This window comes from Microbacterium yannicii (genome assembly GCF_024055635.1).
Lineage (GTDB): Bacteria > Actinomycetota > Actinomycetes > Actinomycetales > Microbacteriaceae > Microbacterium > Microbacterium yannicii.
This window is the reverse complement of sequence record NZ_JAMXMB010000009.1, coordinates 63,775-90,456: the sequence shown is the minus strand read 5'-3', so window position 1 is coordinate 90,456 and position 26,682 is coordinate 63,775. Positions and strand designations below refer to the sequence as shown.

Here is a 26,682-nt window from a genome sequence, read left to right as displayed (position 1 = left end):
GGGGGCGCCCGCGACGACGGCGTGGATCAGATGTCGGTGCCCTCGCCGGGCTCGAGGACGACGAGTTCTCCGCCGCCCTGCTCGGCAGCCCAGCCGAGGCGCGCACGACCCATGTCGCGTCCGGCCACCGACAGCGTCATGTCATGGGTGGCGAAGACACGCCGCGGCGCCACGGCGAGGACGAAGTCCATCGCCTCCCCGATCTTCAGCCACGGTGCGCCGACCGGCGCCGCCAGCAGCTTCACCGCGCGACCCTCGGGAACGACGTAGGAGTCTCCGGGGTAGTAGAAGTCGCCGTTGACGAGAACGCCGACGTTGTCGACGACCGGGATGGACTCGTGGATCACCGCGTGACGTCCGCCGAAGAACTCGAGACGGAACGGCTCGACCTCGACGACGTCGCCGGGCCGCACGACGGTGATGTCGTAGGCGGCGGCCGCCGCGGCCACGCCCTCGGGCGCGAAGATCGGCGTGCCGGGGAACATGCCCAGGATGCGATCGAGGTGATCCGCCGTCCAGTGATCGGCGTGCTCGTGCGTGAGCACGATGCCCACCACGTCCTCGAGTTCGCCGAGCGGAGCGGTGAACGATCCCGGGTCGATGATCAGCGTCCTTCCCAGGTCGACGATGGTCAGGGTCGCATGCTCGAACTTCGTGACTCGCATGCCACGAGTCAAGCGCCCGGATGTCGCCCGAGCAAGTCACGGAGGCGGTCGGCCGCGCGAGCCGTGACGATTTGGACCGGGCATATGCGACGTGGCATAATCGAACGGTTGCCTGAACGGCCCCATCGTATAGCGGCCTAGTACGCCGCCCTCTCACGGCGGTAACGCGGGTTCGAATCCCGCTGGGGTCACCAGTCAGGCAACAAGGTCGCAGCTCGGTTCTGCGACTGGCTATGCGGCCCCATCGTATAGCGGCCTAGTACGCCGCCCTCTCACGGCGGTAACGCGGGTTCGAATCCCGCTGGGGTCACCAACCGCTCGAGGCCCCGGATCCGCCAGGATCCGGGGCCTCGAGCCGTTTCCGCACCAGCGATCCGAGAAGGCTTGCGGCGCGTCCTCACACCGTGGAGACGACCACGAGGATCACGGCGGACACCACACCGCAGCCCACGACGAAGACCGTCAACGCCATCAGCAGACGTGCGTCGGGGAGGTCGGCCGCTCGATCGTCGAGCAGCGCGCGGCTGACGCGGCGGTGGCGCGCCCGCGCTCGCCCCCACAGCAGCATGGCGAAGACGACGCCCACGATGCCGGGTGCGAGGAGGATCTGCTGCAGCGCCGCCGTCGGAGCGATGGACGGCAGGACCCGCAGCGCCAGCAGGGATCCGACGCCGATCGCGAGCGACGTGCGGCGCCACGCGAGCTCCGTCCGCTCCGGTTGCAGGCCCGGGTCGAACAGCCGCCGGTCGCTCATCGCAGGATCACACCGAGGAGGACCAGCGCGCCGACGACGACGATCGTGACGGCCAGCGCGATGCTCGTGACGGAACCGGGCAGCGGTGTCGCCGCCCGCAGCGCGCGCTCGGTGCGCCCCCACTCGAACCACGCGAGGACGGGCACCGCAAGACCCGCGGCGATGAGGATCACGGATGCCGCGAGCCGCAGCTCCGGCTGCAGATCGAGGCCGAGCGCCTCCAGCGCCACGCCGCCGGCGACGAGGGCCAGCGCCGTGCGGTTCCACGCGAGGAAGGTCCTCTCGTTGGCCAGGCTGAACCGCGGGTCCGGCTCGGTGCCCGTCCCGTAGACCGAGGCGGGGAATCTGCTGCGCGTCACCGTTCCACAGTATCGGCGGTGCGGTATCGACGACCGGTGGCAGCGGCCTGGCGGGCTGCGGGCCGCCGCTCAGTCCCGCGGGTCGTCGACGGTCTCGGGTGCCGCGGGCGCGGCATCCGCTCGAGCACGGCGCCGCCCGCGGACGAGGCGCACCACGCCCCACACGATGAGTGCGGCGACCGCTGCCACAGCGAGCCAGGGCAGGAGGAAGCCGATCGCGACGACGATGCCGTTGAGGGTGGCGACGAGCCCGTTCCAGCCCGCGGCGAGGCCGTCGCCGAAGCCGGCCGGATCGGCGGTCACCGTCTCCACGTCCGGGACAACGGTCACGGACAGCGTCGACATCGCGACCTGATCGTCGAGCATCTCGAGCTGCTGCTGATAGGACTCCAGAAGCGCCTGCCGTTCCGACAGCGCCGCTTCGGCCGCGATCAGGTCGGCCACGTTCTGCGCCTGGCCCATCAGCTCGGTCAGGCGATCGACGGACGCCTGCGCCGCGTCGATCCGCGCCTCGAGGTCCACCGTCTGACCGGTGACGTCCTGTCGTGACAGGTTCGTCGCAGTCACCTCCCCGACATCATCGAGCTCGCTCACGACGTCCGACAGTTGATCCGCAGGCACGCGAACCGTGATCCACGCGCCATCGGTGGGGGACGGGTACGGCATCGTGTCGTAGACGACTCCGCCGTCGCTCGGGGCGACCGGGTAGACGCTGCCGTTGCTGCCGATGCTCATCGACTCCACGTAGCCGCCGTGGGCCACGGCCGAGTTGCCGATCGACCGGGTGGCGGCATCGACCTCGTCGACCGACACGGTGGCCGAGGCTGACGTGATGATGTCGCGATCCGTCGCCGCCGCACCGGTCGACTTGTCGCCGGCAGCGGCGTCGGGTGCCACGGTCAAGGGTGCGGACTCCGTCGTGGTCGCGTCCGAGGAGCCGTCGGACACCGCACCGGAATCGGCGGGAGCGACCGGCGCGACGGCGGACTGGTCGCTCGCGCCGCCGGCCCCGCCGACGAGCGAGGCGACCGACGGAGCGATGACCGCGGCGACCACGATGACGGCCGCCGCGGCGCCGCCGGCGATCCACAGGCGGCCGCGCCGCGTGCGCCGGGCCGATCGGCGCAGGCGCTCGTGCGCGATGTCGGCGAAGAGGGCGTCCTCGATCTCGTCGATGCGCTCGGCGCCGAGTTCGGGGAGGGGTGCCGAGCTGTCGGGCACCGGCGGCTGCGTGTTCATGTGCTCTCCTTCACGACGGTCCGCAGACGGGTGCGGATGCGGGAGAGACGATTGCGGACGACGCCGTGCGCGACGCCGAGCTCGTCGGCGGCGGCCTGGTAGGCGTAACCCTCCGTGGCGCACAGCCGGAAGATCGCGCGATCGAGCTCGCCGAGACCGGCGACTTCGCGGAGGATCGCGTCGGCCAGGTCTTCGTCGATGACCTGCTGCTCGACGTCCACCGTCGAGGGCAGGTCCTCGTCGGCGGCCGCCGCGGTGTGCAGGCGGTCGCGTCGCTGCCGACGCACGCGGTTGGCCGACTGGAAGCGGCAGATCGTCGCCAGCCAGGGCAGCAGCGAGTCTCCGGCGAGCTCCAGTCCGGGGAGCTTGCGCCAGGCGACGAGGAATGTCTCCTGGGTGACCTCCTCGGCGTCCGCCGGGTTGCCGACCAGCCCATGTGCGAGCCAGTACACCGGCCGCACGTACGCGCGGTACAGCGTGCGGAAGGCGTGCTCGCTCCCGCCCGCAGCGAGCACCACGAGCTCGGCGTCGCGGGTGGCGCCGCGTGGCGGGTCGTCGTCGGGCATCCCCATCCTCCGAATCATCTCTCACCGGGGGAGTGTCCGCACCGCCCGGATCGTCTCACGGACGGCGGGAGCGGCATCCCGGACCTGTATCCTGTTGCGAGCGAGAGGGAGTATCCCGACACGCGCATCCGTCATCACGGGTCCCGAGAGAGCGACCCCGGGTGCGCGCCGCAGGCCGACAGGTCGCGGGGGAGAGACTTTCGGCCACGACCGACCCCTCGTTCGCCCCTTTCGAAAGGCCCTGCATTGGACCTCCAACTGCCCCTGTGGTTCGAAATCGGATCCCTCGTGATCCTGACCCTCATCCTCCTGGGTGATCTGCTGCTCATCCTGAAGCGGCCGCACATCCCCTCCACCCGCGAGTCGACCCTGTGGGTCGTCTTCTACGTGACGCTCGCGCTGATCTTCGCCGGGCTCATGTGGGTGTTCGCGGGGCCGGAGTACGCCGGCCAGTTCGTCGCCGGCTGGCTCACCGAGTACAGCCTGTCGATCGACAACCTGTTCGTCTTCGTGCTGATCATGAGTCAGTTCGCGGTGCCGCGCCGCTATCAGCAGGAGGTGCTGATGGTGGGCATCATCATCGCGCTGGTGCTGCGCGGGCTGTTCATCCTCGCCGGCGCGGCCATCATCGAGCAGTTCAGCTGGGTGTTCTACATCTTCGGAGCGTTCCTGGTGTGGACCGCGTGGCGCCAGGCCTTCCCCGGCGGCGACCACGACGAGGACGTCAAGCAGGAGAACTTCATCGTCCGCCTGCTGCGTCGCGGCATCGACATCAGCGACCACTACGACGGGGCGAAGCTGCGCACCGTCGTGGGCGGCAAGAAGATGTGGACGCCCATGATCATCGTGTTCGCGGCGATCGGCGTCACCGATCTGCTGTTCGCGATCGACTCGATCCCCGCCATCTTCGGCATCACCACGAGCCCGTTCATCGTATTCACGGCGAACATCTTCGCCCTCATGGGCCTGCGCCAGCTCTACTTCCTGCTGGGAGACCTCCTCGATCGCCTGCGCTACCTGCACTACGGCATCGCGTTCATCCTCGCCTTCATCGGCCTCAAGCTCGTCTTCCATGCGATGCACGTGAACGAGCTGCCGTTCATCAACAACGGCGAGCACATCGAGTGGGCTCCCGAGATCTCGACCTGGATGTCGCTCGCGGTCATCGTCCTGTCGATGGCGGTGGCCACCATCGCGAGTCTGATCGCCTCCTCGCGTGAGAAGAAGGCGGGAGATGCGGATGCCGCAGCCGCCGTCGTCGCCGAGGAGAAGGGCACTCCGCCGACGGTCGAGCAGCCGCGCGACGACGCCCGCTGAGCAGCGCCGGCGGGTCGCGCACGACGGCACACGGCGTCGTGCGCGATCCGTCGGCGTCCGCGCGAGTGGTAATCTGGCCCCGTGCGGATCGCTCGCCTTCTCCTTAGCGGCCGCGACGAGTCCTAGTTTCCAGGCCTCTCTCGTCGCGGAGTTCGTCGCGGGCCCCACCCCATGCGGGCACAGTCCCCAGAGGAGAACGACAAGCAATGAGCATCACTGACGCGTCCGGCATTCCCGATCGCCCCCGCACCCTCGCCGAGAAGGTCTGGGATGACCACGTCGTGGTCCGCGGCGAGAACGGCCAGCCGGATCTGATCTACATCGACCTGCACCTCGTTCACGAGGTGACGAGTCCGCAGGCGTTCGACGGCCTCCGCGCGGAAGGCCGGCCGGTGCGCCGGCTGGATCTGACGATCGCGACGGAGGACCACAACACGCCGACGCTCGACATCGACAAGCCGATCGCCGATCTCACCAGCCGCACGCAGATCGAGACGCTGCGCCGCAACGCCGCCGAGTTCGGGGTGCGCCTGCACTCGCTCGGCGACAAGGAGCAGGGCATCGTCCACGTGGTCGGCCCGCAGCTGGGGCTCACCATGCCCGGCATCACCGTCGTGTGCGGCGACAGCCACACGTCCACGCACGGCGCCTTCGGCGCGATGGCGTTCGGCATCGGCACCAGCGAGGTCGAGCACGTCCTGGCGACGCAGACCCTCCCCCTCAAGCCCTTCAAGACGATGGCCATCACAGTCGAGGGTGCGCTGAAGCCCGGCGTCACGGCGAAGGACATCATCCTCGCCGTCATCGCCAAGATCGGGACCAACGGCGGCCAGGGCTATGTGCTCGAGTTCCGCGGCAGCGCCATCCGCGCACTGTCGATGGAGGGGCGCATGACGATGTGCAACATGTCCATCGAGGCCGGCGCCCGTGCCGGCATGGTGGCGCCCGACGAGACGACGTTCGCCTACCTCGAAGGCCGACCCCACGCGCCGAAGGGCCAGGACTGGGACGACGCCGTCGCCTACTGGCGGACGCTCCCCAGTGACGAGGGCGCGGTGTACGACGCCGAGGTCTTCCTCGACGCGAACGAGCTCGAGCCCTTCGTCACGTGGGGCACGAACCCGGGCCAGGGCGTGTCGCTCAGCGACGCCGTGCCCTCGCCCGATGACTTCGCCGACCCGAACGACCGTGCCGCCGCGGAGCGCGCGCTCGAGTACATGGACCTCGTCCCCGGCACCCCGCTCAAGGACGTGCCCGTCGACGCCGTGTTCATGGGCTCGTGCACCAACAGCCGCATCGAAGACCTCCGCGCGTTCGCGTCCGTCATCGAGGGTCATCGCAAGGCCGACGGCGTACGCGTGATGGTGGTGCCCGGCTCTGCGCGTGTCCGCCTCGAGGCGGAGGCGGAGGGGCTCGACAAGATCTTCCAGGAGTTCGGCGCGGAGTGGCGTTTCGCCGGCTGCTCGATGTGCCTGGGCATGAACCCCGACCAGCTGGCACCGGGGGAGCGCTGCGCGTCGACGAGCAACCGCAACTTCGAAGGCCGGCAGGGCAAGGGCGGGCGCACGCACCTGGTGTCGCCGCTGGTCGCCGCTGCGACGGCCGTCATGGGGCGCCTCGCCAGCCCGAGTGATCTTCCTGCGCCCGTCGCAGCCGCTGCCCAGGGTTCGGAGGCCTGACATGGACGCGTTCACCACGCACACCGGCATCGTCGCCCCGCTGAAGCGGTCCGCGGTCGACACGGATCAGATCATCCCCGCCGTGTACCTCAAGCGGGTCACCAAGACCGGTTTCGAGGACGCCCTCTTCGCCAACTGGCGCCAGGATCCCGAGTTCGTGCTGAATCAGCCCGCCTATGCGGGTGCCAGCATCCTGATCGCAGGACCCGACTTCGGCACCGGATCGAGCCGCGAGCACGCGGTCTGGGCCCTCCGGGACTTCGGGTTCAAGGTGGTGCTGAGCTCGCGGTTCGCCGACATCTTCCGCGGCAACGCGGGCAAACAGGGCCTCGTCGCCGGCGTCATCTCCGAGGCCGACCTCGAGGCGGCCTGGGCAGCCATCGAGGCGAACCCCGGTATCGCCATGACGGTCGATCTCGCAGCACGCACCGCGACGATCGGCGACCCTGCCGCGAGTGCCTCGGAGCGCCTGGAATTCGCTTTCGAGATCGATGATTACACTAGGTGGCGGCTTCTCGAAGGGCTCGATGACATCGGGCTCACGCTGCGCGACCAGGACAAGATCGCGCAGTTCGAGGCTCGCCGAGAGGCGTGGCGGCCGCGGACGCTTCCCGTTCCGTAAGCCGGGCCGGGTGCCCACAACCCGGGCGCCCGCCCCTCCCCAGCCCCCTCGTACCACCAAGTGAGGACCACCGGATGAAGCCGCTTCTGAACGTCGCCGCCGGCGAGAGCACAGCCGCCGAAGCGCGAGAACCGGAAGTGGCGGGAGAAGTCCTGGCCATCAGGGGCGGACGGCCCCTGACCGGTCGCGTCGAGGTCAAGGGTGCGAAGAACCTCGTCACGAAGGCGATGGTCGCCGCCCTGCTGGGCGAGACCGTGAGCACCCTGCGCGATGTCCCCGACATCAGCGACGTGCACGTGGTGCGCTCGCTTCTGGAAGTGCACGGCGTCCGTGTCGATGAGGGGGAGGAAGAGGGCACCTTCCACTTCGACCCGAGCGGTGCCGTATCGGCCCACTTCGAAGAGATCGACGCGCACGCCGGTGCCTCGCGCATCCCGATCCTGTTCTGCGGTCCGCTGCTGCACCTGCTGGGTGAGGCGCTCATCCCCGATCTCGGCGGCTGCCGCATCGGCGATCGGCCGATCAACTTCCATATGGATGCGCTGCGCGCGTTCGGCGCCGTCGTCGACAAGAGCTACGAGGGCATCAGGATCACCGCCCCCAACGGCCTTCACGGGGCCAACATCGAGCTCCCGTACCCGAGCGTCGGTGCGACCGAGCAGGTGCTGCTGACCGCCGTGAAGGCGAAGGGCACCACGGAGCTCCGGAACGCCGCCATCGAGCCCGAGATCATGGACCTGATCGCGGTGCTGCAGAAGATGGGCGCCATCATCTCGTACGAGCCGAACCGTGTCATCCTCATCGAGGGCGTCGACACGCTGCAGGGCTACGACCACCGGGCGATCTTCGACCGCAACGAGGCCGCCTCGTGGGCGTGCGCAGCTCTCGCCACCGACGGCGACATCTTCGTCGGCGGTGCGCGGCAGCAGGAGATGCTGACCTTCCTCAACGTCTTCCGCAAGGCGGGCGGCTGGTTCGACGTCCGCGAGGACGGCATCCAGTTCCGTCGCGGCGGCGCGCTCAAGCCGGTCGTGGTCGAGACTGACGTGCATCCCGGCTTCATGACCGACTGGCAGCAGCCCTTGATCGTGGCGCTCACGCAGGCCGAGGGCACCTCCACGGTCCACGAGACCGTGTACGAGAACCGGCTGGGCTTCACCGAAGCCCTCAACCAGATGGGCGCCGACATCGTCGTGCACCCGCGCGGTCTCGACACCGCCGGACGCCGCGTTCCCCGCCGCGCTCTCGAGCAGGCTGCCGTGATCAACGGTCCGACCGCCCTCCACGGCGCCGACGTGGTCGTGCCCGACCTCCGCGGCGGGTACAGCTACGTGATCGCGGCGCTGGCGGCCGAGGGCGAGTCCATCGTGCGCAACGTGGGCATCATCCGTCGCGGCTACGAGAAGTTCCTCGCCAAGCTCGACATGCTGGGCGCCGACTTCGACGTCATCGGATAGTCCGGTGGCGACAGAACGTCGGCGCGCGTCCGCCGAGAAGACGCGCCCGAGCGTCTTCTGGCCGCTCGCGGCCATCGTCGTGCCCCTGCTCAGCCTGCTGTTCAAGCTCGAGATCGAGGGCAGGGAGAAGCTGCCGCGCGAGGGTGCGTACGTCCTCGCGCCGAACCACCTGAGCGAGATCGACCCCCTCGTGGTTGCACTCGCGGTGTGGCGCACCGGCCGGGCGCCGCGCTTCATGGCGAAGGAGAGCCTGTTCCGCGTTCCTGTCCTCGGGTGGGCGCTGAGGGCCACGGGCATGGTGCCGGTCGCTCGCGCCGCATCCGCAGCCTCGGCCCGTGCGACGCTCGAGGCCTCCGAGACGCTCGTCCGGCACGGCCGCGGCGTGATCGTCTACCCGGAGGGATCGCTCACGCGCGAGCCCGACCTGTGGCCGATGCGCGGCAAGACCGGCGCGGTCCGTCTCGCGCTGGCCGGCGGCATCCCGGTCATCCCTATGGCGCAGTGGGGCGCCCAGCAGGTGCTGCCGCGGTACGGCAAGCTCAAGCTGTGGCCGTTGCGTCGTCGGGTACGGGTCGTCATCGGCGATCCGGTGGACCTGACGGCCTATGCCGGACGGGCGTCATCGCAGTCCGCCCTCGTCGAGGCGACCGATCTCGTGATGGCCGACATCGCCGGGCTGCTCTCGCAGCTGCGCGGCGAGCCGGCACCGCCGCAGCGCTGGAACCCGGCCGATCACGGCCAGAAGGAGACGGGGCGCCTTGAGCCGTAGGCAGGACGCCGCCCGCCCGCGCGTCGCGGTCGTCGGAGCAGGCAGCTGGGGCACGACGTTCGGCAAGATCCTCGCCGACGGCGGTGCGCACGTGACGATGTGGGCGCGCCGCCCCGAGCTCGCGAGCGAGATCCAGGAGGGGAAGCGCAACAGCGAGTACCTCCCGGGCATCAACCTGCCCCGCGACATGCACGCCTCGCACCATCTCTCGGAGGCACTCGACGGTGCCGAGCAGATCTACCTGTCGATCCCCAGTCAGGCCGTCCGGCAGAACCTCAAGGCCGTGCGACCGCTGATCGCTGACAGCGATGCGCCGATCGTGTCGCTGATGAAGGGGGTGGAGCGGCGCACCGGACTGCGCATGAGTCAGGTGATCGAGCAGGAGCTGCACTGCGACCCCGCCCGCATCGCGGTCGCGTCGGGTCCCAACCTCGCGCTCGAGATCGCCCGCGAGCAGCCGACGGCTGCCGTCATCTCCTCGACCAGCCAGGAGACCGCCGAGGCGGTCGCGCGCCGCGCGCGCAACCAGTACTTCCGGACGTTCGTGAACACCGACGTCATCGGCACCGAGTTCGGCGGCGTGCTGAAGAACCTCATCGCCGTGGCCATCGGCATCGTCGACGGTGTGGGCTACGGCGAGAACACGAAGGCGTCGATCATCACGCGCGGTCTCGTCGAGATGACGGACTTCGCCGTCGCCTTCGGCGCCCACCACGAAACGCTGCAGGGCCTCGCTGGCCTCGGCGACCTCATCGCAACCTGCCAGTCGCCCCTCAGCCGCAACAACACCGCCGGGCGCCTGCTCGGTCAGGGGTATCGCTTCGACGATGTGGTCAAGCAGATGAACCAGACCGCCGAGGGGCTCGCGTCCGTTGCGCCGATCCTGCAGCTGGCACGCGAGGTGGGTGTGCAGATGCCTATCGTCGAGCAGGTCAAGATGGTCCTCGACGGCACCATGAACCCGCGCGACATCGCGCCGCATCTCACGACAGACGACGACACCCCCCAGGGCGAGAGGACGACGAATGGACAAGCCGGCGGTGGCGGTGCTCTTTGGCGGTCGATCCAGCGAGCACTCGATCAGTTCCGCAACGGCGGGCGGGGTGCTCCGGGCGATCGACCGTGACAGCTATCGCGTGATCCCCATCGGGATCACCCGCGAGGGCGTCTTCGTCCTCGAGGAGGACGATCCCGATAAGTTCGCGCTCGACGCCGAGCGGCTTCCCGAGGTCGTCGACAACGGCACACGCGTCGTGTGGCCTGAAGGCGGCGCCGACCGGACGCTGCGGGTCCGGCGGCCCGACGGCTCGGTGGACGAGCTCGGCCGCCTCGACGTCGTCCTCCCGATCCTCCATGGCCTGCACGGCGAGGACGGCACGGTGCAGGGCTTCTTCGACACCCTCGGCATCCCCTATGCCGGCGGAGGTGTGCTCGACTCCGCGCTGTGCATGGACAAGCACTTCATGAAGATCGTCCTCGCCGCGGCCGGCGTCCCGGTGTCCCCGTCGGTCACGGTCACCCGGGGCCGCTGGGAGAGCGACCCGGAAGGCGTGCGAGCGGATGCCGCGACCCTCGGTGAGCCCACGTTCGTGAAGCCCGCACGCGCCGGGTCGAGCGTCGGCGTGTCGAAGGTGCACGATGCGTCCGAGCTCGACGACGCCCTCGCCCTCGCGTTCGCGGAGGACGACAAGGTGCTCATCGAGTCGGCGATCGTGGGCCGTGAGGTCGAGGTGGCGATCCTCGAGGGACGCGGTGGCGGGGCGCCGAGGGCATCGCTGCCCGGCGAGATCGTCCTCACGAGCCGCGAGTTCTACGACTTCGAGGGCAAGTACCTCGGCGGCGACGGCGCCGAGGTGGTCTGCCCCGCTGACCTGACGGACGATGAGATCGCGGCGATCCAAGAGCTCGGCATCCGCGCATTCCAGGCGGTGGACGGCAAGGGCCTCGCGCGTGTGGACTTCTTCCTCGCGGCGGACGGCCTCTACGTCAACGAGTTGAACACGATGCCGGGCTTCACGCCGATCTCGATGTTCCCGAAGTGCTGGATCGCATCGGGAGTCTCCTACCCCGAGCTCATCACCGAGCTCATCGACACGGCGCTCGAACGCGCGGCAGGGGCCACGGTCGGGGCGAACGCGCACTGAGGATCGGCGCGCCGGATCGGCCGACGCGGCGAATCAGGGCGCAGGCGTGGCGTCGACGCGGTCGAGGCATTCGCCGTCGACGGGCAGCACGCTGACGACCGGCGACAGCGCGTCGAGGACGTCGCGACTTGACGCGCCGTTGCCCTCCGCGTCGGCCGTGGTGTCGAGGTAGATCTCGACGGCGGGCGTGCGGCCGAACGTGGTGATGCGGAAGCGCGGTGCGTCGGAGTCGTCGATGATCCAGTCGACGCCCGCGACGCTTTCGCAGCGGAGAGTCGTCGGCCCGGGAGGTTCGACGCCGCACGTCAGCAGCACCTTGGCGGGATCCCCCCACGCGCCGGTCGCCTGCGCGTCGGTCCAGCGGCGCGCCTGCCCGCTGACGGTGCCGGGCAGGTTCGACGTGATCTCGGCGCAGAGCGGGTCGTTCGCGGCCTTCGCCGGATCGAGATCGACGGTCGACGTGCATCCCGTCAGCCCGATCGCGGCGACGACGGCCAGTCCGAACGCGGCCAGTGAGGGGAGAACACGCACCGTCCCAGGCTAACCCGGCGCGACGGGCCGTCCCGCCGTCGGGTGGTCCGGCCGTCGGGTGGTCCGACCGTCGACGGTAGCGTGGTGGGGTGGATGACGAGCGCGGGGATCCGACGGTGGGCGAGCTCAGCGAGGGACGCGTTCTCCGCAGCATCCTCGAGCGGCTCGGCGGGTCGAACGCCCTCGTCGGCCCGGGCGATGACGCGGCGGTGATCGCGGCGGCGGATGGCCGCGTGGTCGCGACCGTCGACACGCTCGTCCACGGACCCGACTTCCGCCTGGCGTGGTCGAGCGCCTACGACCTCGGCTACAAGGCCGCCGCCGTCAACCTCGCCGACGTCGCCGCGATGGGTGCGACACCCACCGCGCTGCTCGTGGCGCTCGCCATGCCCGACGAGACGCGGCTGTCGTTCGTCACCGGCATCGCCGACGGCCTCCGGGCGGCGTGTCGCGATCTGGCTCCCGGCTGCCGCGTCGAGGGAGGAGATCTCACCGTCTCCGACACGCTCACGATCGCCGTCACCGCGCTCGGTGCCCTGGCCGGCCGTACGCCCGTGCTGCGCTCCGGTGCACGCGTCGGCGACGTCGTGGCGGTGGCGGGCGACCTCGGGCGCGCGGGGCGGGGCCTGCGGACGCTGTTCACACGGTTCACGGATGCTGCGGGCGCGCCGATTCCCGTCGACGAGCGGCTGCTCGAACCGGACGAGCGCGCCGACCTTGCCGCGCAGCTGCGCCCTTCGCCGCCGGTCTGGCTCGGACCGGATGCCGCGGACGCCGGTGCCACCGCGATGATGGACGTGTCGGACGGGCTGGTGCTGGACGCGTCGCGGCTGGCCGCGGCATCCGGAGTCACCCTCGCATTGGAATCGGCGCTGCTGGGCGCCGATCCCGCGTCCGCCCTCGCCGGCGGCGAGGATCACGCGCTGCTGGCCACGTTCCCCGCTCGACGCCCGCTGCCGGAAGGCTTCGCGCGCGTGGGTGTCGTGCAGGCGCGCGGCGCGGAGGGGGTGCTGGTCGACGGACGGCCGTACGAAGGTCGCGGCGGCTGGGATCCGTATCTTGACTGGGACGCGCGCACGGGCTGAGGCAGGGATGCGGCTTCCCTTCTGGGGATGCCGCACAAGGCCCACCTCCTCCTGGGCGATGCGCCGACGTTCCGACCCGAGTTCGAGGCGAGCGGCAGGCTCCGGATCACGCGCGACGTGGGGTTCGACGGCTCCGAGGTGCAGGAGGGCGCGCCGACGTCTCAGCCCGCGGCAGCCGCCCACCACAACGCCGTGTCGCCGTAGCGCTTCGAGCGGCCGGCGACGAGCCCCCTGGGCAGCGTCGGCTCGGGTGAGCGCGCCGCGCGCTCGATGACGACATCCGCCGCGGGCGAGAGGACGGGCACGAGCAGCGCGAGTGTCGACGAGAGCTCGGCCTCGCTCACGTCGTACGGCGGGTCCAGGAACACCAGGTCGTATGGGCCCCGCCCCGTGCGCAGGAACGCGTCCGCCGAGCTGCGGTGCACCGTGACCGTCGGCCCGGAGCCCACCGCCTTCGCCACCCGAGCGGCGTTGCGCTGTGCGACGGTCGCCGCACGCGGCGACTTCTCGACGAGATCTGCGGATGCCGCGCCGCGGCTGAGGGCTTCGAGCCCGAGTGCGCCCGACCCGGCGTAGAGGTCGAGCACCGCCGCCCCGCGGAGCGCATCGGCCGACTCCAGCGCGCCGAACAGCGACTCCCGCACCCGGTCGCTGGTCGGCCGTGTGCCGGCGTCCGGCACATCGAGCACGAGGGAGCCGGCGCGGCCCGCGATGATGCGCGTCATGCTTTCACGATATCGCCGGCATCCGCCGTCGGCGGGAACCGTCCGCACACGGGGACAGCACGACAGGAGCCCGAGGCCCCGAGGCCGGCGCCGCGAGGTCCACAGGCCCGGCCGGGGCGCGCGAACGTGCGTCCGCGGCGGCTCCTAGACTCGTCTCATGGCGTCCTTCACCCTCGATTCGAGCCTCGGCGGAGCGGTCGGCGGGAAGACGGCGGCGGCGCTCGAGCGGGCGTTCGGCATGACCACGGTCGGCGAGCTGCTGACGCACTATCCCCGTCGCTACGCGCGTCGCGGCGAGCTGACGCAGATCTCGTCGCTGCCGGTCGGCGAGCCGGTGACCATCGTCGCCGAGGTCCGGCGCGTGAACGAACGGCGGATGAAGAACCGCAGCGGCTCGCTGCTGGAGGTGGTGATCAGCGACGGCAACGGCGAGCTGTCGCTGACGTTCTTCAACCAGGCCTGGCGTGTGAAGGACCTCAAGCCGGGCCGGCGCGGCATCTTCGCGGGCAAGGTGGGGGAGTACCGCGGCGCGAAGCAGCTCGCCCATCCCGACTACGAGCTGTTCGACGACGAGGAGCAGGCACGGCTCACCGCCGAGGCGAACGTGAACCTCCCCATTCCCATCTATCCGGCGACGAGCACGGTCGCCAGCTGGCAGCTGCAGAAGATCGTCGATCTGGTCCTCGACGGCCTCGGTGATGTGCCCGAGCCGCTCACCGACGACCTGCGCACGCGGCACGGCCTGCTCGACGCGCGAACGGCGATCGAGCGCATCCACCGGCCGAAGGCCCTCGAAGAGATCGAACCGGCGCGTGCCACGCTGCGCATGCAGGAGGCCTTCGTCCTCCAGGTGGCGCTGCTGCAGCAGCGCCAGTTCGTCCGGGCGCTCTCGGCGATCCGCCGACCTCCCGGAGAGCTGCTGGAGAGATTCGACGCGGCGCTGCCCTTCCCGCGGACGCCCGATCAGATCCGCGTCGGCGATGATGTGGCGCGAGATCTCGAGGGCGACTGGCCGATGAACCGGCTGGTGCAGGGCGAGGTGGGCTCGGGCAAGACGCTGGTCGCACTCCGTGCCATGCTCCAGGTCGCCCAGTCCGGCGGGCAATCGGCCCTCATCGCGCCGACCGAAGTCCTCGCGGGGCAGCATGTGCGCTCCATCGCACGGATGCTGGGGCCGCAGCTTGCCCCCGAGCTCATGCCCACGCTGCTCACGGGACAGCTTCCCGCGGCGGAACGGCGCAAGGCGGCGCTGCGGGCGGCGTCCGGTCAGGCCCGCATCGTCGTCGGCACCCACGCCCTCCTCAGCGAGAGCACGACCTTCGCCGACCTGGGGCTGGTCGTCGTCGACGAGCAGCATCGTTTCGGCGTGGAGCAGCGCGAGTCGCTGCGGGCCAAGGGCTCGTCGCCGCACGCGCTGGTGCTGACCGCCACGCCGATCCCACGCACCGTCGCGATGACGGTCTTCGGCGACCTGGACGTGTCGACCATCCGGACGATGCCTGCCGGGCGCGCCGGCATCGAGACCTTCGTCGCTCCGCTCGCCGAGCACCCGGGGTGGTTCGGCCGCGTGTGGGAGCGCATCGCCGAGGAGGTCGGCCAGGGGCGTCAGGCGTTCGTCGTCTGCGCCGCGATCGACGCCGAGGCGCTCACGAAGGACGACACCGCGGACGAGCCCCCCGGCGAGACCGGCGGCGAGACACCCCGCACCCGGTGGGGTGTCGTCCAGGTCGCGGACCTGCTGTCGAGGCATGCGTCCTTCTCCGACATCCGCGTCCAGATCCTGCACGGCAAGATGCCGTCGGACGAGAAGGATGCCGTGATGCAGGCGTTCGCCCGCGGTGACATCGACGTGCTGGTGGCGACGACCGTCGTCGAGGTCGGGGTGGACGTGCCGAACGCGTCGACCATGGCCATCCTCGAGGCCGACCGTTTCGGCGTGTCGCAGCTGCATCAGCTGCGCGGGCGCGTCGGACGAGGCGGGATTCCCGGACTGTGCCTGCTGGTCACCGAGGCGCCCCGCGGCACTCCCGCCCGCGAGCGCGTCGAGGCTGTCGCCGCGACGCTCGACGGCTTCGCCCTCGCCGAAGTCGACCTGGAGCTGCGCGGCGAGGGCGATGTCCTGGGTGACGCGCAGTCCGGTGCGCGCTCGTCGCTGCGGCTGCTGCGGGTCGTCAAGGACGCCGACATCATCTCGGAGGCGCGCGTCGCCGCGGAGCAGGTTCTTGCCGACGACCCGGCGCTGGTGCGCCACCCGGGTCTCGCGGCAGCCCTCGAACGCAACGTCGGGACGGCGGAGCGCGCCGCGCTGGCGAAGAACTGACGCGCGGCGGATCGTCCCCGGCGGCGCCCAGTAGGCTGGTCGGCATGAGCAGCCGGATCGCCGTCGTCCCGGGATCGTTCGATCCGCCGACCCTCGGTCATCTCGACGTGATCCGCCGTGCCGCGTCGCTGTACGACCAGCTCCACGTGCTCGTCGTGCACAACCCCGGCAAAGAGGCGCTGCTGCCGATCGCGCAGCGTCAAGCGCTGCTGGAGCAGTCCATCGCCGAGAGCGATGTCGAGGGCGATGTCGTCGTGGCCTCGTGGAGCATGGGCCTTCTCGTGGACTACGCGACGGATGTCGGCGCCGGCGTCCTCGTGAAGGGCATCCGCTCCCAGATCGACGTCGCGTACGAGACGCCCATGGCGATCGTGAACCGTCACCTCGCCCATGTCGAGACGGTCTTCCTGTTGCCCGATCCCGCGCACGCCCTGGTCTCCAGCTCGCTGGTGCGCCAGGTCGCCGCTCTCGGCGGCGATGTCTCGCCGTACGTGCCCTCGGCGGTGGCGCGGTTCCTCGACACCGGCGCGCGGGGCATCTGACCCGAGCATCCGGCCGCGGCATCCGCCTGCCGGGGCTTCTGGCCGCCGGACACCCGGCCGCGGGCCGTCCGACCAGGAACCGCGGCTAGGCTGGACCCGTGGTCAGAAAGCATGTGACGGGTCCGTTCGTCCTCCCGATCCGGGACATCATCCACCGCTCCGGCGAGATGCGCGAGCACTCCATCGACGTCCCCGCTCCCGCCAAATGGGGCGAGGGCCTGGTGTCCGTCGCCGAAGGAGAGCCCGTCGTCGTCGAGGTGCGGCTCGAGTCGGTACACGAGGGCATCCTCGTCTCCGGAGAGATCGACACGGAGTACACCGGCATCTGCAGCCGATGCCTCATCGACATCGCCGAGGGGCTCCAAGTCGAGTTTCAGGAGCTTTTCGCGTATCCTGGGGAGGAAGAAGCTGACTTCGAGGTTCAAGACGACCACGTGGATCTTGAAACTCTGGTCAGGGAAGCCGTCGTCCTGGCGCTTCCGTTTCAGCCGGTGTGCCAGCCGGATTGCCCCGGCCTCGATCCGGTCACGGGCGAGCGACTGGCCGATAACGCCGGATCGCAGCCGCGCGAGCCCCTCGATCCACGGTGGGCCGCGCTCCAGGACTTCACCACGAACCACGACGACGAAGCACCGCGCCCCCGCGGCTGATTCCGGCGCCGAGAACACAGAAGAGAGCAAGCCATGGCAGGTAACCCCCCGAAGCGGAAGGTCTCCCGCTCCAACACTCGTTCGCGTCGCGCGCAGTGGAAGGCGGCGCCCATCACGCTGACCACCACCATCGAGAACGGCAAGAAGGTCTACAGCCGTCCCCACCAGGCGAAGGTCGTCACGGACTCGCAGGGCACCGAGCTGTTCCTCGAGTACAAGGGCCGCAAGGTCGCCGACGTCTGATCGTCGTGCACTTGACGTGACAGACGTCGCTGCCGAGCGGACCGCTCACGCAGACCTCACGCAGAAGCTCGGAGTCGTCATCGACCCCGAGCTTCTGTCGCTGGCGCTCACGCATCGCTCCTGGGCGTACGAGAACGGACAGGTTCCGAACAACGAGCGCCTCGAGTTCCTCGGCGACTCGGTGCTGGGGCTCGCCGTCACGGTGCGCCTGTTCACCGGGCATCCCGATCTCGACGAAGGCGCCCTCGCGAAGCGCCGCGCCGGCGTGGTCTCGACCGTCGCCCTCGCCGAGATCGCGCGAGGCATCGGGCTGGGGCAGCACCTGCTGCTGGGTCGCGGAGAGATCCTGACCGGCGGCCGCGACAAGGACTCCATCCTCGCCGACACGATGGAGGCCATCTTCGGCGCCGCCTACCTGTCGGCGGGGGCGGATGCCGCCACCGGTCTGGTGCTGCGGCTCGTCGAGCCGCTGCTCGCAGACCCGGAGCGCTACGGCGCGGCGATGGATCCCAAGACTGCGCTGCAAGAGCTCGCCGCGCACAGCGGTCTGCAGCCTCCGCTGTATGCCGTGACCTCGACGGGGCCCGATCACGACCGGCGCTTCACCGCGGCCGTCACCGTCGGCGACCTCACGGCCGAGGGTGCCGGGACGAGCAAGAAGCACGCAGAGATGGCCGCCGCGCTCACCGCGTGGCGAGACCTCAGCGGGCGTGCCTGAGCTTCCCGAGGTCGAGGTCGTTCGCGCCGGCCTCGCGCCCGCGGTCAGTGGCGCGCTGGTGCTCGGAGTCACCGTCCTCGATGAGCGGGCCCTGACCAGGCACTCCGGGGACGGGACCGACTTCGAGGCGCGGCTCACGGGACGCGTGGTGCTCTCCGCCGCCCGGCGCGGCAAGTTCCTGTGGTTGCCGCTGCAGCCCGTCACCGGGCGGCCGACTTCGAGCGATGCGGTCGTCGGCCATCTCGGCATGAGCGGGCAGCTGCTGCTGCGGGTTCCGGGCGCGCCCGTGGAGCGGCACGAGCGGGTGCGGATCGACCTGGCCCACCCTGTGCACGGAGAACTCGCCGTCGTCTTCGCGGATCAGCGCACCTTCGGCTCGCTGGCGATCGACGAGCTGATCCCCACGCCGGACGGCGCCGACGGAGGACTGGGGTGGGCTGCGGCATCCGTCCCGTCACAGGTGGCGCACATCGCGCGCGACCCGCTCGATCCGGCGTTCTCCGATACGGCTTTCCGACGGATGCTGCAGCGCAAGGATTCCGCGATCAAGCGGGTGCTGCTCGACCAGACGGTGATCAGCGGCGTCGGCAACATCTATGCCGACGAGTCGCTGTGGTCATCTCGCATCCATCCCGAGACGCCGGCGCGCGCGCTGTCCACGCGCGCGGTCGGCCGTCTCCTCGGAGAGGTGCGCCAGGTGCTCGACAAGGCGCTGGCCGAGGGCGGCACGAGCTTCGACGCGCAGTACGTCAATGTCAACGGCCAGGCGGGCTACTTCGCGCACTCCCTCAACGCGTACGGCCGCACCGGGGAACCGTGCCCCCGATGCGGCCGTCCGATCGTGCGGGTGTCGTTCACGAATCGCTCGAGCCACTTCTGTCCGCATTGCCAGCGGCTGCCGCACCCGCGCCCGGCGACCCCCTGAGCCCGTAGCGCACAGCCGCTGCCCGCCGGATCACGACGAGAGAACCTTCTTCCAGGCCCCCGCATACGAGGCGGGTACGAAGCCGATGGCCTCGTTGATGTCGAGCATGTGGCGGTTCTCCTCGGCGTTGAAGGTGGACACGCGCGGCGATCCGGGGGCGATCTCTCGCCACCGCAGCAGGTTCGCGCACTTCACGATCGTGCCGAGGCGATGCCCGCGGTGCTCCTTGACGACGAGAGTCCCGAACTGCTGGGTCGCGCCGGCGCCGTCCTCGCCGATGGCGAGCTCGTTGTACGCCGCGATCCGGCCGGTCGGCACGTGCAGCACGACGGCCACCGAGACGGTGAGCCCCTGTGCCTTCAGCCGCGCGTCCCGACGCTCGACGCGTGCGGCGTCCCAGTGCTGCTCCTCGACGACGAGACCGCCCGCGGGTGCGTCCGTAGACATTCGCGAGATGACGTGTGCGAACCCGTCGACGTGTTCGGGAGGCGTCGGCGACGTCCACTGGAGCGAGCGGTACTCATCGCCCGCGAACTCCTCCGCCTCTGCGAGCATGCGCTCGACGCCGCCGAAATCGCCGGTGAGATCGAACACGCTGTTGCGCTCGACCTGCTCCAGGGTGAAGCCGCTCGCGAGCTGGAATCGGGTCTGCGCATCGTCCGCCGGAATCGAGCCCCAGCCCGTGGACGGCTCGACACGCGCTCCCGTGGAGTGCGGACGGTGCAGCGTCCACGTCTGGATCGTGCCGAAGCCGCGGTCGCGGGCCTCGCGTTCGACCTCGGCGAGGAGGAGCTCCTCGAGCCCCTGTCCGCGATGAGGCGGATCGACCATGAGGTCGAACTCGACGCTGCTGGTCTCCGGCTCGTTCGCGATGACGATCTTCACAGCGCCCAGAACCTCGTCGCCGCGCATGGCTGCGAAGCCGAGCTGGGTCCAGTCCTGTTGGTCCTGCCAGAGCCCGAGCACTTCGGCGGCCTCCTCGCGGAGGTAGTCATGCCCCGCGTCCTCGAGGCAGACCGCGTTGGCGATCCGCACCACCTCGAGGAAGATCCCGGCGTCCGGCGCGTCCACTGCCTCGGGGATGGGGATGCGCTCGACCGTCACGACGCGGGTGTCGGTGAGATCAGTCATCGAGCACCTTCTTCCAGGCGCCCACGTATGCGATCGGCGCGAAGCCGATCGCCTCGTTGATGTCCAGCATGGGCCGATTCTCCTCTGCGTTGTATGTGATGACGCGCGCGGATGCGGGCGCCACATCACGCCAGGACAGCAGTCCGGCGCATTTCACGAGCGTGCCGAGCTTGTGCCCGCGATGCTCCTTGAGGACGAGCGTGTCCTCCTGGTGGGACGGCTCACGGCGATCCTTTCCGACCACCAGTTCGTTGAAGGCGCACAGCTCGCCGGTCTCGATGTGCTGCGCAGCCGTGACCTGGATGGTGCGTCCCGCGGAGGTGTACCTCGCGTCGTGCTCAGCGATGCGGGCGGTGTCCCACGTCTCCTCGGCGAAGTCCAGGGCGGCAGCCGGGGCATCGGTCGACATCCGTGACTTCATCCAGGCGTATCCCGGCGCGTACTCCTCAGGCGTCGGCGCGAACCACTGCACGACGCGATAGGCGGGCGATGCCGCCTGCGCCTCGGCCAGCAGCCGCTCGACGCCCGCGAACGAGGCCGTGAGATCGAAGGCACTGTTGCGCTCCACCTGCTCGAGCGCGTAGCCGTGTCGCAGGTAGAACCGCGCGATGTGGTCGCGAGGGATCTCGCCGAAGCCGGTCGGCGGCACCAGCTGGGGACCCGGCGCGGCAGGGTGCTCGGCCCACGACTGCAGCACGCTGCGGCCGAACTCGCGAGCGGTCCGTTCGACGAGTTCATGGGCGGCCGAGCCGATGCCGCGACCCCACGTGTCGCGCAGCAGCTCGATCAGCCAGAAGGCCTCCTTGGACCCGTCCTCGTGAGGCATGTCGACGCCGACGCGGCCGATGATGGCTCCGTCGTCGACGACGACCCACGACCGGCGGGTCTGGTATTCGGTGGGACGGTAGTGGGGGAGCAGCTCGTCGGCCGCGATGCGGTGGTCGTCATGACCGGAGATCTCGCGGTAGATGATGTTGCGCACCCGGACCATCTCGAGGAAGTCGCCGGCGTCCGCAGCGTCGACCGAGTGGGGTACGACGAGGGGCCGGAACTCCAGCCCCGTGATGGTGGTCATGTCAGTGCGTCCTTGGTCTCGGAAGGAATGAGCGGGTGGGGGGTCCGCCGCCCGATGCGGGCGGCGGACCCGACGGCCATCACGGCCGGGGTGCGAGGCTGGCCTCGCGGAGGTAGGCGCGCTCACGCTGCGCGGTCGCCTCCTGGTGTCGGTACGCCTGGGCGTGCCGACTGCGGTCATCCGCGAGTCGCGGTGTGCGGGTGCTCCAGAGGAGCAGCCTCAGGCCCAGGTGGAGGGCGAGGCGGTCTAGGAGCGAGGTCCGGGTGTCGCGGCTCGGGAGCCGCAGCGTATCGGGGAGGCCCGATGGGCGCTGCGGCGCAACAAGAGTGTTCATGATTGATCTTTCCGGTTGTGAAAGGGATGCCTCGGCAGGCGCCGGAGGCGGGGATGTCATGCCGCAGCACGACGGGACGGAAGCAGGGAGCGCTCAGCACCGCGAAGCGGATGCGGCGCAGCAGACGGATGTCGCCCGGGAGCGGGCAGACTCGTCCCCTGCGGGGATCAGATGGCGGCGGGGAAGCGGCCGCTCAGTACCGCGCCGAAGGAGAGGGTCCCCGACGCGACGGCACGAATCACTCCGCCATCACGGGCGGCGATTCCAGTGGGATTCATCAGCATCATCGGGGGACCTCCTTTCTCGACTTCAGACGCGGAGAGTGACGTTACCGCTAGTCGGACTCCGGCGTCAAGCGAATTCGCAGATTCGGTGTCCGCATGGCGTGTCGCGGCATCCGATCTCCGCGGCCCGTCTGCCGGGCCGGAGCGCTCCGCTCCGGTAGCGTAGGCGGGTAATCGACCGGGTGGGGGCGGATCCATGCACCTGAAGAGCCTGACGCTCAAAGGGTTCAAGTCGTTCGCCCAGCCGACGACATTCGCACTCGAGCCGGGAGTGACGTGCATCGTCGGTCCCAACGGCTCGGGCAAGTCGAACGTCGTGGACGCGCTCGCGTGGGTGATGGGGGAGCAGGGCGCCAAGACTCTCCGCGGCGGCAAGATGGAAGACGTCATCTTCGCCGGCACCGCGACGCGCGGGCCGCTCGGACGTGCCGAGGTGCAGCTCACCATCGACAACAGCGACGGTGCGCTGCCGATCGAGTACGCCGAGGTGACCATCAGCCGGACGCTCTTCCGCAACGGCTCGAGCGAGTACGCCATCAACGGCGAATCCTGCCGGCTGCTCGATGTGCAGGAGCTGCTCAGCGACTCAGGGCTGGGTCGCGAGATGCACGTGATCGTCGGTCAGGGGCGGCTCGACAGCGTTCTGCAGGCCACCCCGGAAGACCGTCGGGGTTTCATCGAAGAGGCCGCCGGCATCCTCAAGCACCGCCGTCGCAAGGAGAAGACCCTCCGCAAGCTCGACGCCATGGAGGCGAACCTCACGCGGCTGAGCGATCTCGCCGGCGAGCTGCGCCGACAGCTGAAGCCGCTGGGCCGGCAGGCGGAGATCGCGCGGGAGGCGGCGACCATCGCCGCCGTGGTGCGCGATGCGAAGGCGCGGCTGTTCGCCGACGAGATCTCAGGGCTGCGGGCCGAGCTCGCCTCGCACGCGCAGAGCGAGCAGGAGCGCCACGCCGAGCGGATGGTGCTGCAGGACAGTCTCGACAACGCCCGCGCGCGCATCGAGCAGCTCGAGACCGACCAGCGCTCCGAGAACGTGGATGCTGCGCGGCGTGTGGCCCACGGGCTCGAGCGGGTGCAGGAGCGCCTCCGCGGCCTCTACGCCCTGGCGGGCCAGAGACTCGCGCTGCTCGGCGACGCCGAGGACGAGGAGCGGATCGAGTTCACCACGGTGTCGCAGGCGATGATCGACGAGGCGCGTGCCGAGATCGACGCCGTCTCCGATGGCCTCGGTGCCTCGCAGGACGCGGCCGCGGCGGCGGCCCGCGATGTCGTGCGCGCCCGTGCGGAACTCGACGCCCTCGATGCCGACATCTCCGCCCAGAGCGCGCTCGTCTCGGAGCACGACATGCGGATCACAGCGCTCCGGGGGACGGCCGAGGCCGCGGCATCCGCTCTCGCCGCCGTGCGCACCGCCGTCGAACGTCAGCAGAAGGCGCTGGACGCCGCGCTCGCACGCCGCGCCGAGGCAGAGCAGGTTCTCGCCGGGGTCGACCCCGACGTCGTGCCGGACGCGTCGACGGCCGACCACGCGGCCGCGTACGAGCGCGCGCAGCGGGATGCCGCAGACGCTGAGACGTCGGTGTCGACTCTGCGGGAGCGCCTGCACGCGGCAGAGCGCGAGCGTGAGGCGCTGACCGCCCAGACGGCCGCGCTGAGCCGGGCGCTGGACGTGAAGAACGGCGCCTCCGCCCTGATCGCGCAAGGTCGCGAGGGCGTGCGGGGACTCGTGGGCGACGCGGTGCAGGTGAGATCCGGCTTCGAGGCGGCGATCGCCGCGGTGCTGGGTCCCATCGCCGAAGGTGTGCTGGTAGACGATCGTGCGAGCGCCTTCGCGGTGGCGGGAGCGGCACGCGATGCCGAGGCCGGCATGGTCGACATCGTCATCGCAGAGGCCGGCACGATGGCGCCGGCGTTCCCTGAGCTCCGCGGCGTGGTTCCTGCGCGCGAGGTGGTGACCGCCCCTGAGGGCGTGCTCGGACTGCTGTCGTACGTGGTGGTCGTCGACGACCTCGAGGTCGCGCGAGAAGCGGGTCCCCGGCTGGCGGACGCCGAACTCGGCGGCCCGGTGACCCTGGTGACCCGCCGCGGCGAGGTCTACACCGAGTACTCGCTCCGGGCGGGCGCCGGCTCTTCCCGTTCTCGGCTGGAGCTCGCCGCGGAACGGGATGCCGCAGCCGAACGCCGCGATGAGATCACCGTCGTGGCGGAATCGCTGCGGGAGGCACTCGCCGACGCGACCCGCGAGCTCGAGTCCGCCCGTCAGCGCACCAAGACGACGCTCGCCACCCTCCGCGATCACGATGCCGCCCTGGCCGCGCATGCCGAGCAGGTCAATCGCGCCACGGTGCGCCACGAGGCAGCCGTCGCCGAGTGCGACCGGCTCGCTGCCGGCGTCGCCCAGGCGGCAGCCGCGGTCGAGGAGGCCGAGAGCGCGGCGCGGTCCGCCGAGGACCAGCTGACGGCGGCCCTCGAAGCCCCGCGTCCGATCCTCGATGCGTCGGCCCGCGAGGGCATGCTGGCCGCGCTGGAAGCGGCCCGCGACGCCGAGATGCGTGCGCGATTGGACGTCGAGACCCTGCGTGAGCGCATCCGCGCCGGAGAGGCGCGGGTCGTCACGCTCGAACGCCAGCGCGAGCGGGAGCGAGAGGCCGCCGCCGAGGCCGCGCGACGCGCCGTCGTGCGCCGGGCGCAGCGAGAGATCGCCGCCGGCGTCGCCGGCCAACTGCCCGCCGTCATCGACTCCGTAGACCGCTCACTGGCGCGGGCGCGTGCCGAGCTCGCCGCCGCGGAGTCCGAGCGCGCGGCGGTGACGACCGAACTCGGCGAGCTGCGTGCGCAGGAGAGCGCCGTGCGCGAGAGGCTGGCCGGGCTCACCGAGAGCGTCCACACGCTGGAGCTCCAGATCCACGAGAAGCGGCTGCACGTGGGAGGTCTGCTGGAGCGGGTGCAATCCGAGCTGGGAATCGGCGAGGATATTCTCATTTCGGAATATGGACCGGACCAGCCCGTTCCTGTCCCCGCGGACGGCGATTCCGCCCAGCCCGATGTCGACGCCTCGGATCCGGAGGGTGAGGGAGACGATGCCGCCGTGCGCACCGTTCCCTACGATCGCGCTCAGCAGCGCCGGCGACTGCAGGAGGCCGAACGCAAGCTCGCACAGTTGGGACGCGTCAATCCGCTGGCACTGGAGGAGTTCGAAGCCCTCGAGCAGCGTCACAGGTTCATGACCGAGCAGCTCGCCGACCTCACCCAGACCCGCAAGGACCTGCTGACCATCATCGAGGAACTCGACGAACGGATGCAGTCGATCTTCCTCGCGGCGTTCGAAGACACGAAGGTGGCGTTCGGGGAGGTGTTCCCGATCCTGTTCCCGGGCGGAACCGGATCGATCTCGCTGACCGATCCCGACTCACCGCTGACCACGGGGATCGAAGTCGCGGTGCGTCCGGTCGGCAAGAAGATCGAGCGCCTCTCACTCCTCTCCGGCGGAGAGCGCTCGCTCGCCGCGGTCGCGCTGCTGACGGCGATCTTCAAAGCACGGCCGAGTCCTTTCTACATCCTGGACGAAGTCGAGGCAGCGCTCGACGACGCCAACCTCGGCCGCCTGCTCGGCGTCTTCGAGCAGCTGCGGGCGTCGAGCCAGCTCATCGTCATCACGCATCAGAAGCGCACGATGGAGATCGCGGACGCGCTCTATGGGGTGTCGATGCGGCAGGACGGCGTCTCTGCCGTGGTGGGCCAGCGGATCGTGGAGCGCGCCGCCTCCTGACGCCATTCGCCGTCGTGGGGTTCCGCCCGGCTACGCGTGGAGGAGTAGCGTTCGGCGTATGCAGAGGGCATCGAGTGCGGCGGCGGCGGGCGTCGTCCTCGCGGCTTTCCTCTTGACCGCGTGCACGCCGGATGTGTCAGGTGCCCGGCGCGCAACGCCGGAGCCCACGGAATCCTCGTCGGACGCGGCGACGCCCGAGCCGACGGAGGCCGACGACGAGCCTCCGACGGACATCACGTTCGAGACCGGTGCCGAGCTGGATCCCGCACTCTGGGTCGTCGGCTGGGACGACCGGCTGATGGCCGCCGACGAACGATTCGCAGTGTCTTCGCCCGACGACGGCAACGGCAGCTGGGCCTACCTCGACGGGCAGACCCAGTGCACGATCGCCTTCTACCAAGGGGCCATCACCGATCTCGAACTCGGCGCGGACGACCGCGCGAGCACCGACAACATGCTCGCCGCAGTGCTGAGCACGCAGATCCCCGGAGTGACGCCGGCCGACGTCAGTGCGAACGCGTCCGATGATCACGTCGCCCAGACGACCCAGGAGGGGACCGTCGAGATCCGCATGGTCGGGGGCAGTGGCGGGGCAGGCGGCGACGACGCGAGCTGGAGCGAGTTCGGTCGCACCTTCGGGGCGCTGGGCACCTCACTGGTCGTCAACGTGGAGTGCCCGGCCGGGCAGGACATCGGCACCGAAGTCACGGGCCTGCTGAACGAGTACGTCGGCATCGCGGTGGCGCCCGCGTCCGACTGACGGTGTCCGGCGCCTA

General features: G+C 70.3%; 26 protein-coding genes and 2 tRNA genes. 18 read left to right on the top strand and 10 right to left on the bottom strand.

Going from position 1 to position 26,682, the window contains the following annotated elements:
• Positions 1-26 precede the first annotated feature (26 nt).
• Positions 27-665, bottom strand: coding sequence for an MBL fold metallo-hydrolase (locus NCG93_RS04820; protein WP_194415166.1), 639 nt, complete (start codon positions 663-665; stop codon positions 27-29).
• 118 nt (positions 666-783) lie between these two features.
• Here NCG93_RS04820 and NCG93_RS04815 point away from each other — a divergent pair.
• Positions 784-859 (top strand) — tRNA-Glu (locus NCG93_RS04815).
• 43 nt (positions 860-902) lie between these two features.
• Positions 903-978 (top strand) — tRNA-Glu (locus NCG93_RS04810).
• Between the two features lie 84 nt (positions 979-1,062).
• Here NCG93_RS04810 and NCG93_RS04805 read toward each other — a convergent pair.
• From NCG93_RS04805 to NCG93_RS04790, 4 genes are all read right to left on the bottom strand, one after another.
• Complete coding sequence (locus NCG93_RS04805) at positions 1,063-1,419, bottom strand: DUF202 domain-containing protein (protein ID WP_194415167.1); 357 nt, start codon at positions 1,417-1,419, stop codon at positions 1,063-1,065.
• Positions 1,416-1,778, bottom strand: coding sequence for a YidH family protein (locus NCG93_RS04800; protein ID WP_194415168.1), 363 nt, complete (start codon positions 1,776-1,778; stop codon positions 1,416-1,418). Before NCG93_RS04800 ends, NCG93_RS04805 begins: the two co-directional genes overlap by 4 nt.
• A gap of 69 nt (positions 1,779-1,847) precedes the next feature.
• Positions 1,848-3,017, bottom strand: coding sequence for a DUF4349 domain-containing protein (locus NCG93_RS04795; RefSeq protein ID WP_194415169.1), 1,170 nt, complete (start codon positions 3,015-3,017; stop codon positions 1,848-1,850).
• On the bottom strand, positions 3,014-3,583 hold the full coding sequence (locus NCG93_RS04790; RefSeq protein WP_194415170.1) for an RNA polymerase sigma factor: 570 nt from the start codon (positions 3,581-3,583) through the stop codon (positions 3,014-3,016). The genes NCG93_RS04795 and NCG93_RS04790 overlap by 4 nt, the downstream gene beginning before the upstream one ends.
• 246 nt (positions 3,584-3,829) lie before the next feature.
• Between NCG93_RS04790 and NCG93_RS04785 the strand changes: the two genes are divergently transcribed.
• The 7 genes from NCG93_RS04785 to NCG93_RS04755 all read left to right on the top strand — a co-directional run bounded on the left by NCG93_RS04785 (position 3,830) and on the right by NCG93_RS04755 (position 11,571).
• Positions 3,830-4,900: a TerC family protein gene (locus tag NCG93_RS04785; RefSeq protein WP_194415171.1), complete on the top strand. Its 1,071-nt coding sequence runs from the start codon at positions 3,830-3,832 to the stop codon at positions 4,898-4,900.
• Between the two features lie 206 nt (positions 4,901-5,106).
• A complete protein-coding gene (gene leuC / locus NCG93_RS04780) occupies positions 5,107-6,579 on the top strand; it encodes a 3-isopropylmalate dehydratase large subunit (protein ID WP_194415172.1) in 1,473 nt (490 codons plus the stop codon).
• Between the two features lies 1 nt (position 6,580).
• Complete coding sequence (gene leuD / locus NCG93_RS04775; protein WP_194415173.1) at positions 6,581-7,201, top strand: 3-isopropylmalate dehydratase small subunit; 621 nt, start codon at positions 6,581-6,583, stop codon at positions 7,199-7,201.
• A gap of 74 nt (positions 7,202-7,275) precedes the next feature.
• Positions 7,276-8,658 carry a UDP-N-acetylglucosamine 1-carboxyvinyltransferase gene (gene murA / locus NCG93_RS04770; RefSeq protein ID WP_241742182.1) on the top strand — a complete coding sequence of 461 codons (1,383 nt, stop codon included), beginning with the start codon at positions 7,276-7,278 and terminating at the stop codon, positions 8,656-8,658.
• 4 nt (positions 8,659-8,662) lie between these two features.
• On the top strand, positions 8,663-9,427 hold the full coding sequence (locus NCG93_RS04765; protein ID WP_194415174.1) for a lysophospholipid acyltransferase family protein: 765 nt from the start codon (positions 8,663-8,665) through the stop codon (positions 9,425-9,427).
• A complete protein-coding gene (locus NCG93_RS04760) occupies positions 9,417-10,553 on the top strand; it encodes an NAD(P)H-dependent glycerol-3-phosphate dehydrogenase (protein WP_194415175.1) in 1,137 nt (378 codons plus the stop codon). The genes NCG93_RS04765 and NCG93_RS04760 overlap by 11 nt, the downstream gene beginning before the upstream one ends.
• On the top strand, positions 10,453-11,571 hold the full coding sequence (locus NCG93_RS04755) for a D-alanine--D-alanine ligase family protein (protein ID WP_194415176.1): 1,119 nt from the start codon (positions 10,453-10,455) through the stop codon (positions 11,569-11,571). The genes NCG93_RS04760 and NCG93_RS04755 overlap by 101 nt, the downstream gene beginning before the upstream one ends.
• 33 nt (positions 11,572-11,604) lie before the next feature.
• Here NCG93_RS04755 and NCG93_RS04750 read toward each other — a convergent pair whose 3' ends face one another.
• Positions 11,605-12,102, bottom strand: coding sequence for a DUF3515 family protein (locus NCG93_RS04750; protein WP_194415177.1), 498 nt, complete (start codon positions 12,100-12,102; stop codon positions 11,605-11,607).
• 89 nt (positions 12,103-12,191) lie between these two features.
• On the opposite strand from NCG93_RS04750, the gene thiL reads away from it, so the two are divergent.
• Positions 12,192-13,187 carry a thiamine-phosphate kinase gene (gene thiL / locus NCG93_RS04745; RefSeq protein WP_194415178.1) on the top strand — a complete coding sequence of 332 codons (996 nt, stop codon included), beginning with the start codon at positions 12,192-12,194 and terminating at the stop codon, positions 13,185-13,187.
• Positions 13,188-13,348: 161 nt separating this feature from the next.
• On the opposite strand, the gene rsmD is transcribed toward thiL, so the two are convergent.
• Complete coding sequence (gene rsmD / locus NCG93_RS04740) at positions 13,349-13,912, bottom strand: 16S rRNA (guanine(966)-N(2))-methyltransferase RsmD (RefSeq protein ID WP_194415179.1); 564 nt, start codon at positions 13,910-13,912, stop codon at positions 13,349-13,351.
• Positions 13,913-14,069: 157 nt separating this feature from the next.
• Here rsmD and NCG93_RS04735 point away from each other — a divergent pair, with 157 nt between their 5' ends.
• From NCG93_RS04735 to mutM, 6 genes are all read left to right on the top strand, one after another.
• Positions 14,070-16,232 carry an ATP-dependent DNA helicase RecG gene (locus tag NCG93_RS04735; RefSeq protein WP_194415180.1) on the top strand — a complete coding sequence of 721 codons (2,163 nt, stop codon included), beginning with the start codon at positions 14,070-14,072 and terminating at the stop codon, positions 16,230-16,232.
• A 44-nt stretch (positions 16,233-16,276) separates the two neighbouring features.
• Positions 16,277-16,774 (top strand): pantetheine-phosphate adenylyltransferase, encoded by a 498-nt coding sequence (gene coaD, locus NCG93_RS04730; protein ID WP_194415181.1) that lies wholly within the window; start codon positions 16,277-16,279, stop codon positions 16,772-16,774.
• A gap of 167 nt (positions 16,775-16,941) precedes the next feature.
• A complete protein-coding gene (locus NCG93_RS04725; protein WP_206687826.1) occupies positions 16,942-17,424 on the top strand; it encodes a YceD family protein in 483 nt (160 codons plus the stop codon).
• A gap of 33 nt (positions 17,425-17,457) precedes the next feature.
• Entirely contained in the window at positions 17,458-17,667 is a 210-nt protein-coding gene (gene rpmF, locus NCG93_RS04720) for a 50S ribosomal protein L32 (protein ID WP_163617368.1), read from the top strand.
• Positions 17,668-17,683: 16 nt separating this feature from the next.
• Positions 17,684-18,385, top strand: coding sequence for a ribonuclease III (rnc, locus tag NCG93_RS04715; protein ID WP_194415182.1), 702 nt, complete (start codon positions 17,684-17,686; stop codon positions 18,383-18,385).
• The gene (mutM, locus tag NCG93_RS04710) at positions 18,378-19,310 is read left to right on the top strand and encodes a bifunctional DNA-formamidopyrimidine glycosylase/DNA-(apurinic or apyrimidinic site) lyase (protein ID WP_194415183.1); all 933 of its coding nucleotides are present in this window, start codon (positions 18,378-18,380) and stop codon (positions 19,308-19,310) included. Before rnc ends, mutM begins: the two co-directional genes overlap by 8 nt.
• A 30-nt stretch (positions 19,311-19,340) precedes the next feature.
• On the opposite strand, the gene NCG93_RS04705 is transcribed toward mutM, so the two are convergent.
• From NCG93_RS04705 to NCG93_RS04695, 3 genes are all read right to left on the bottom strand, one after another.
• The gene (locus tag NCG93_RS04705) at positions 19,341-20,441 is read right to left on the bottom strand and encodes a GNAT family N-acetyltransferase (RefSeq protein WP_194415184.1); all 1,101 of its coding nucleotides are present in this window, start codon (positions 20,439-20,441) and stop codon (positions 19,341-19,343) included.
• The gene (locus NCG93_RS04700) at positions 20,434-21,516 is read right to left on the bottom strand and encodes a GNAT family N-acetyltransferase (protein ID WP_194415185.1); all 1,083 of its coding nucleotides are present in this window, start codon (positions 21,514-21,516) and stop codon (positions 20,434-20,436) included. Before NCG93_RS04700 ends, NCG93_RS04705 begins: the two co-directional genes overlap by 8 nt.
• A 79-nt stretch (positions 21,517-21,595) precedes the next feature.
• Positions 21,596-21,850: a hypothetical protein gene (locus NCG93_RS04695; protein WP_194415186.1), complete on the bottom strand. Its 255-nt coding sequence runs from the start codon at positions 21,848-21,850 to the stop codon at positions 21,596-21,598.
• 480 nt (positions 21,851-22,330) lie between these two features.
• Between NCG93_RS04695 and smc the strand changes: the two genes are divergently transcribed.
• Positions 22,331-25,906, top strand: a complete 3,576-nt coding sequence (gene smc / locus NCG93_RS04690) for a chromosome segregation protein SMC (RefSeq protein ID WP_194415187.1) — start codon at positions 22,331-22,333, stop codon at positions 25,904-25,906.
• Between the two features lie 58 nt (positions 25,907-25,964).
• Positions 25,965-26,666 carry a hypothetical protein gene (locus NCG93_RS04685; protein ID WP_194415188.1) on the top strand — a complete coding sequence of 234 codons (702 nt, stop codon included), beginning with the start codon at positions 25,965-25,967 and terminating at the stop codon, positions 26,664-26,666.
• Positions 26,667-26,682 lie beyond the last annotated feature (16 nt).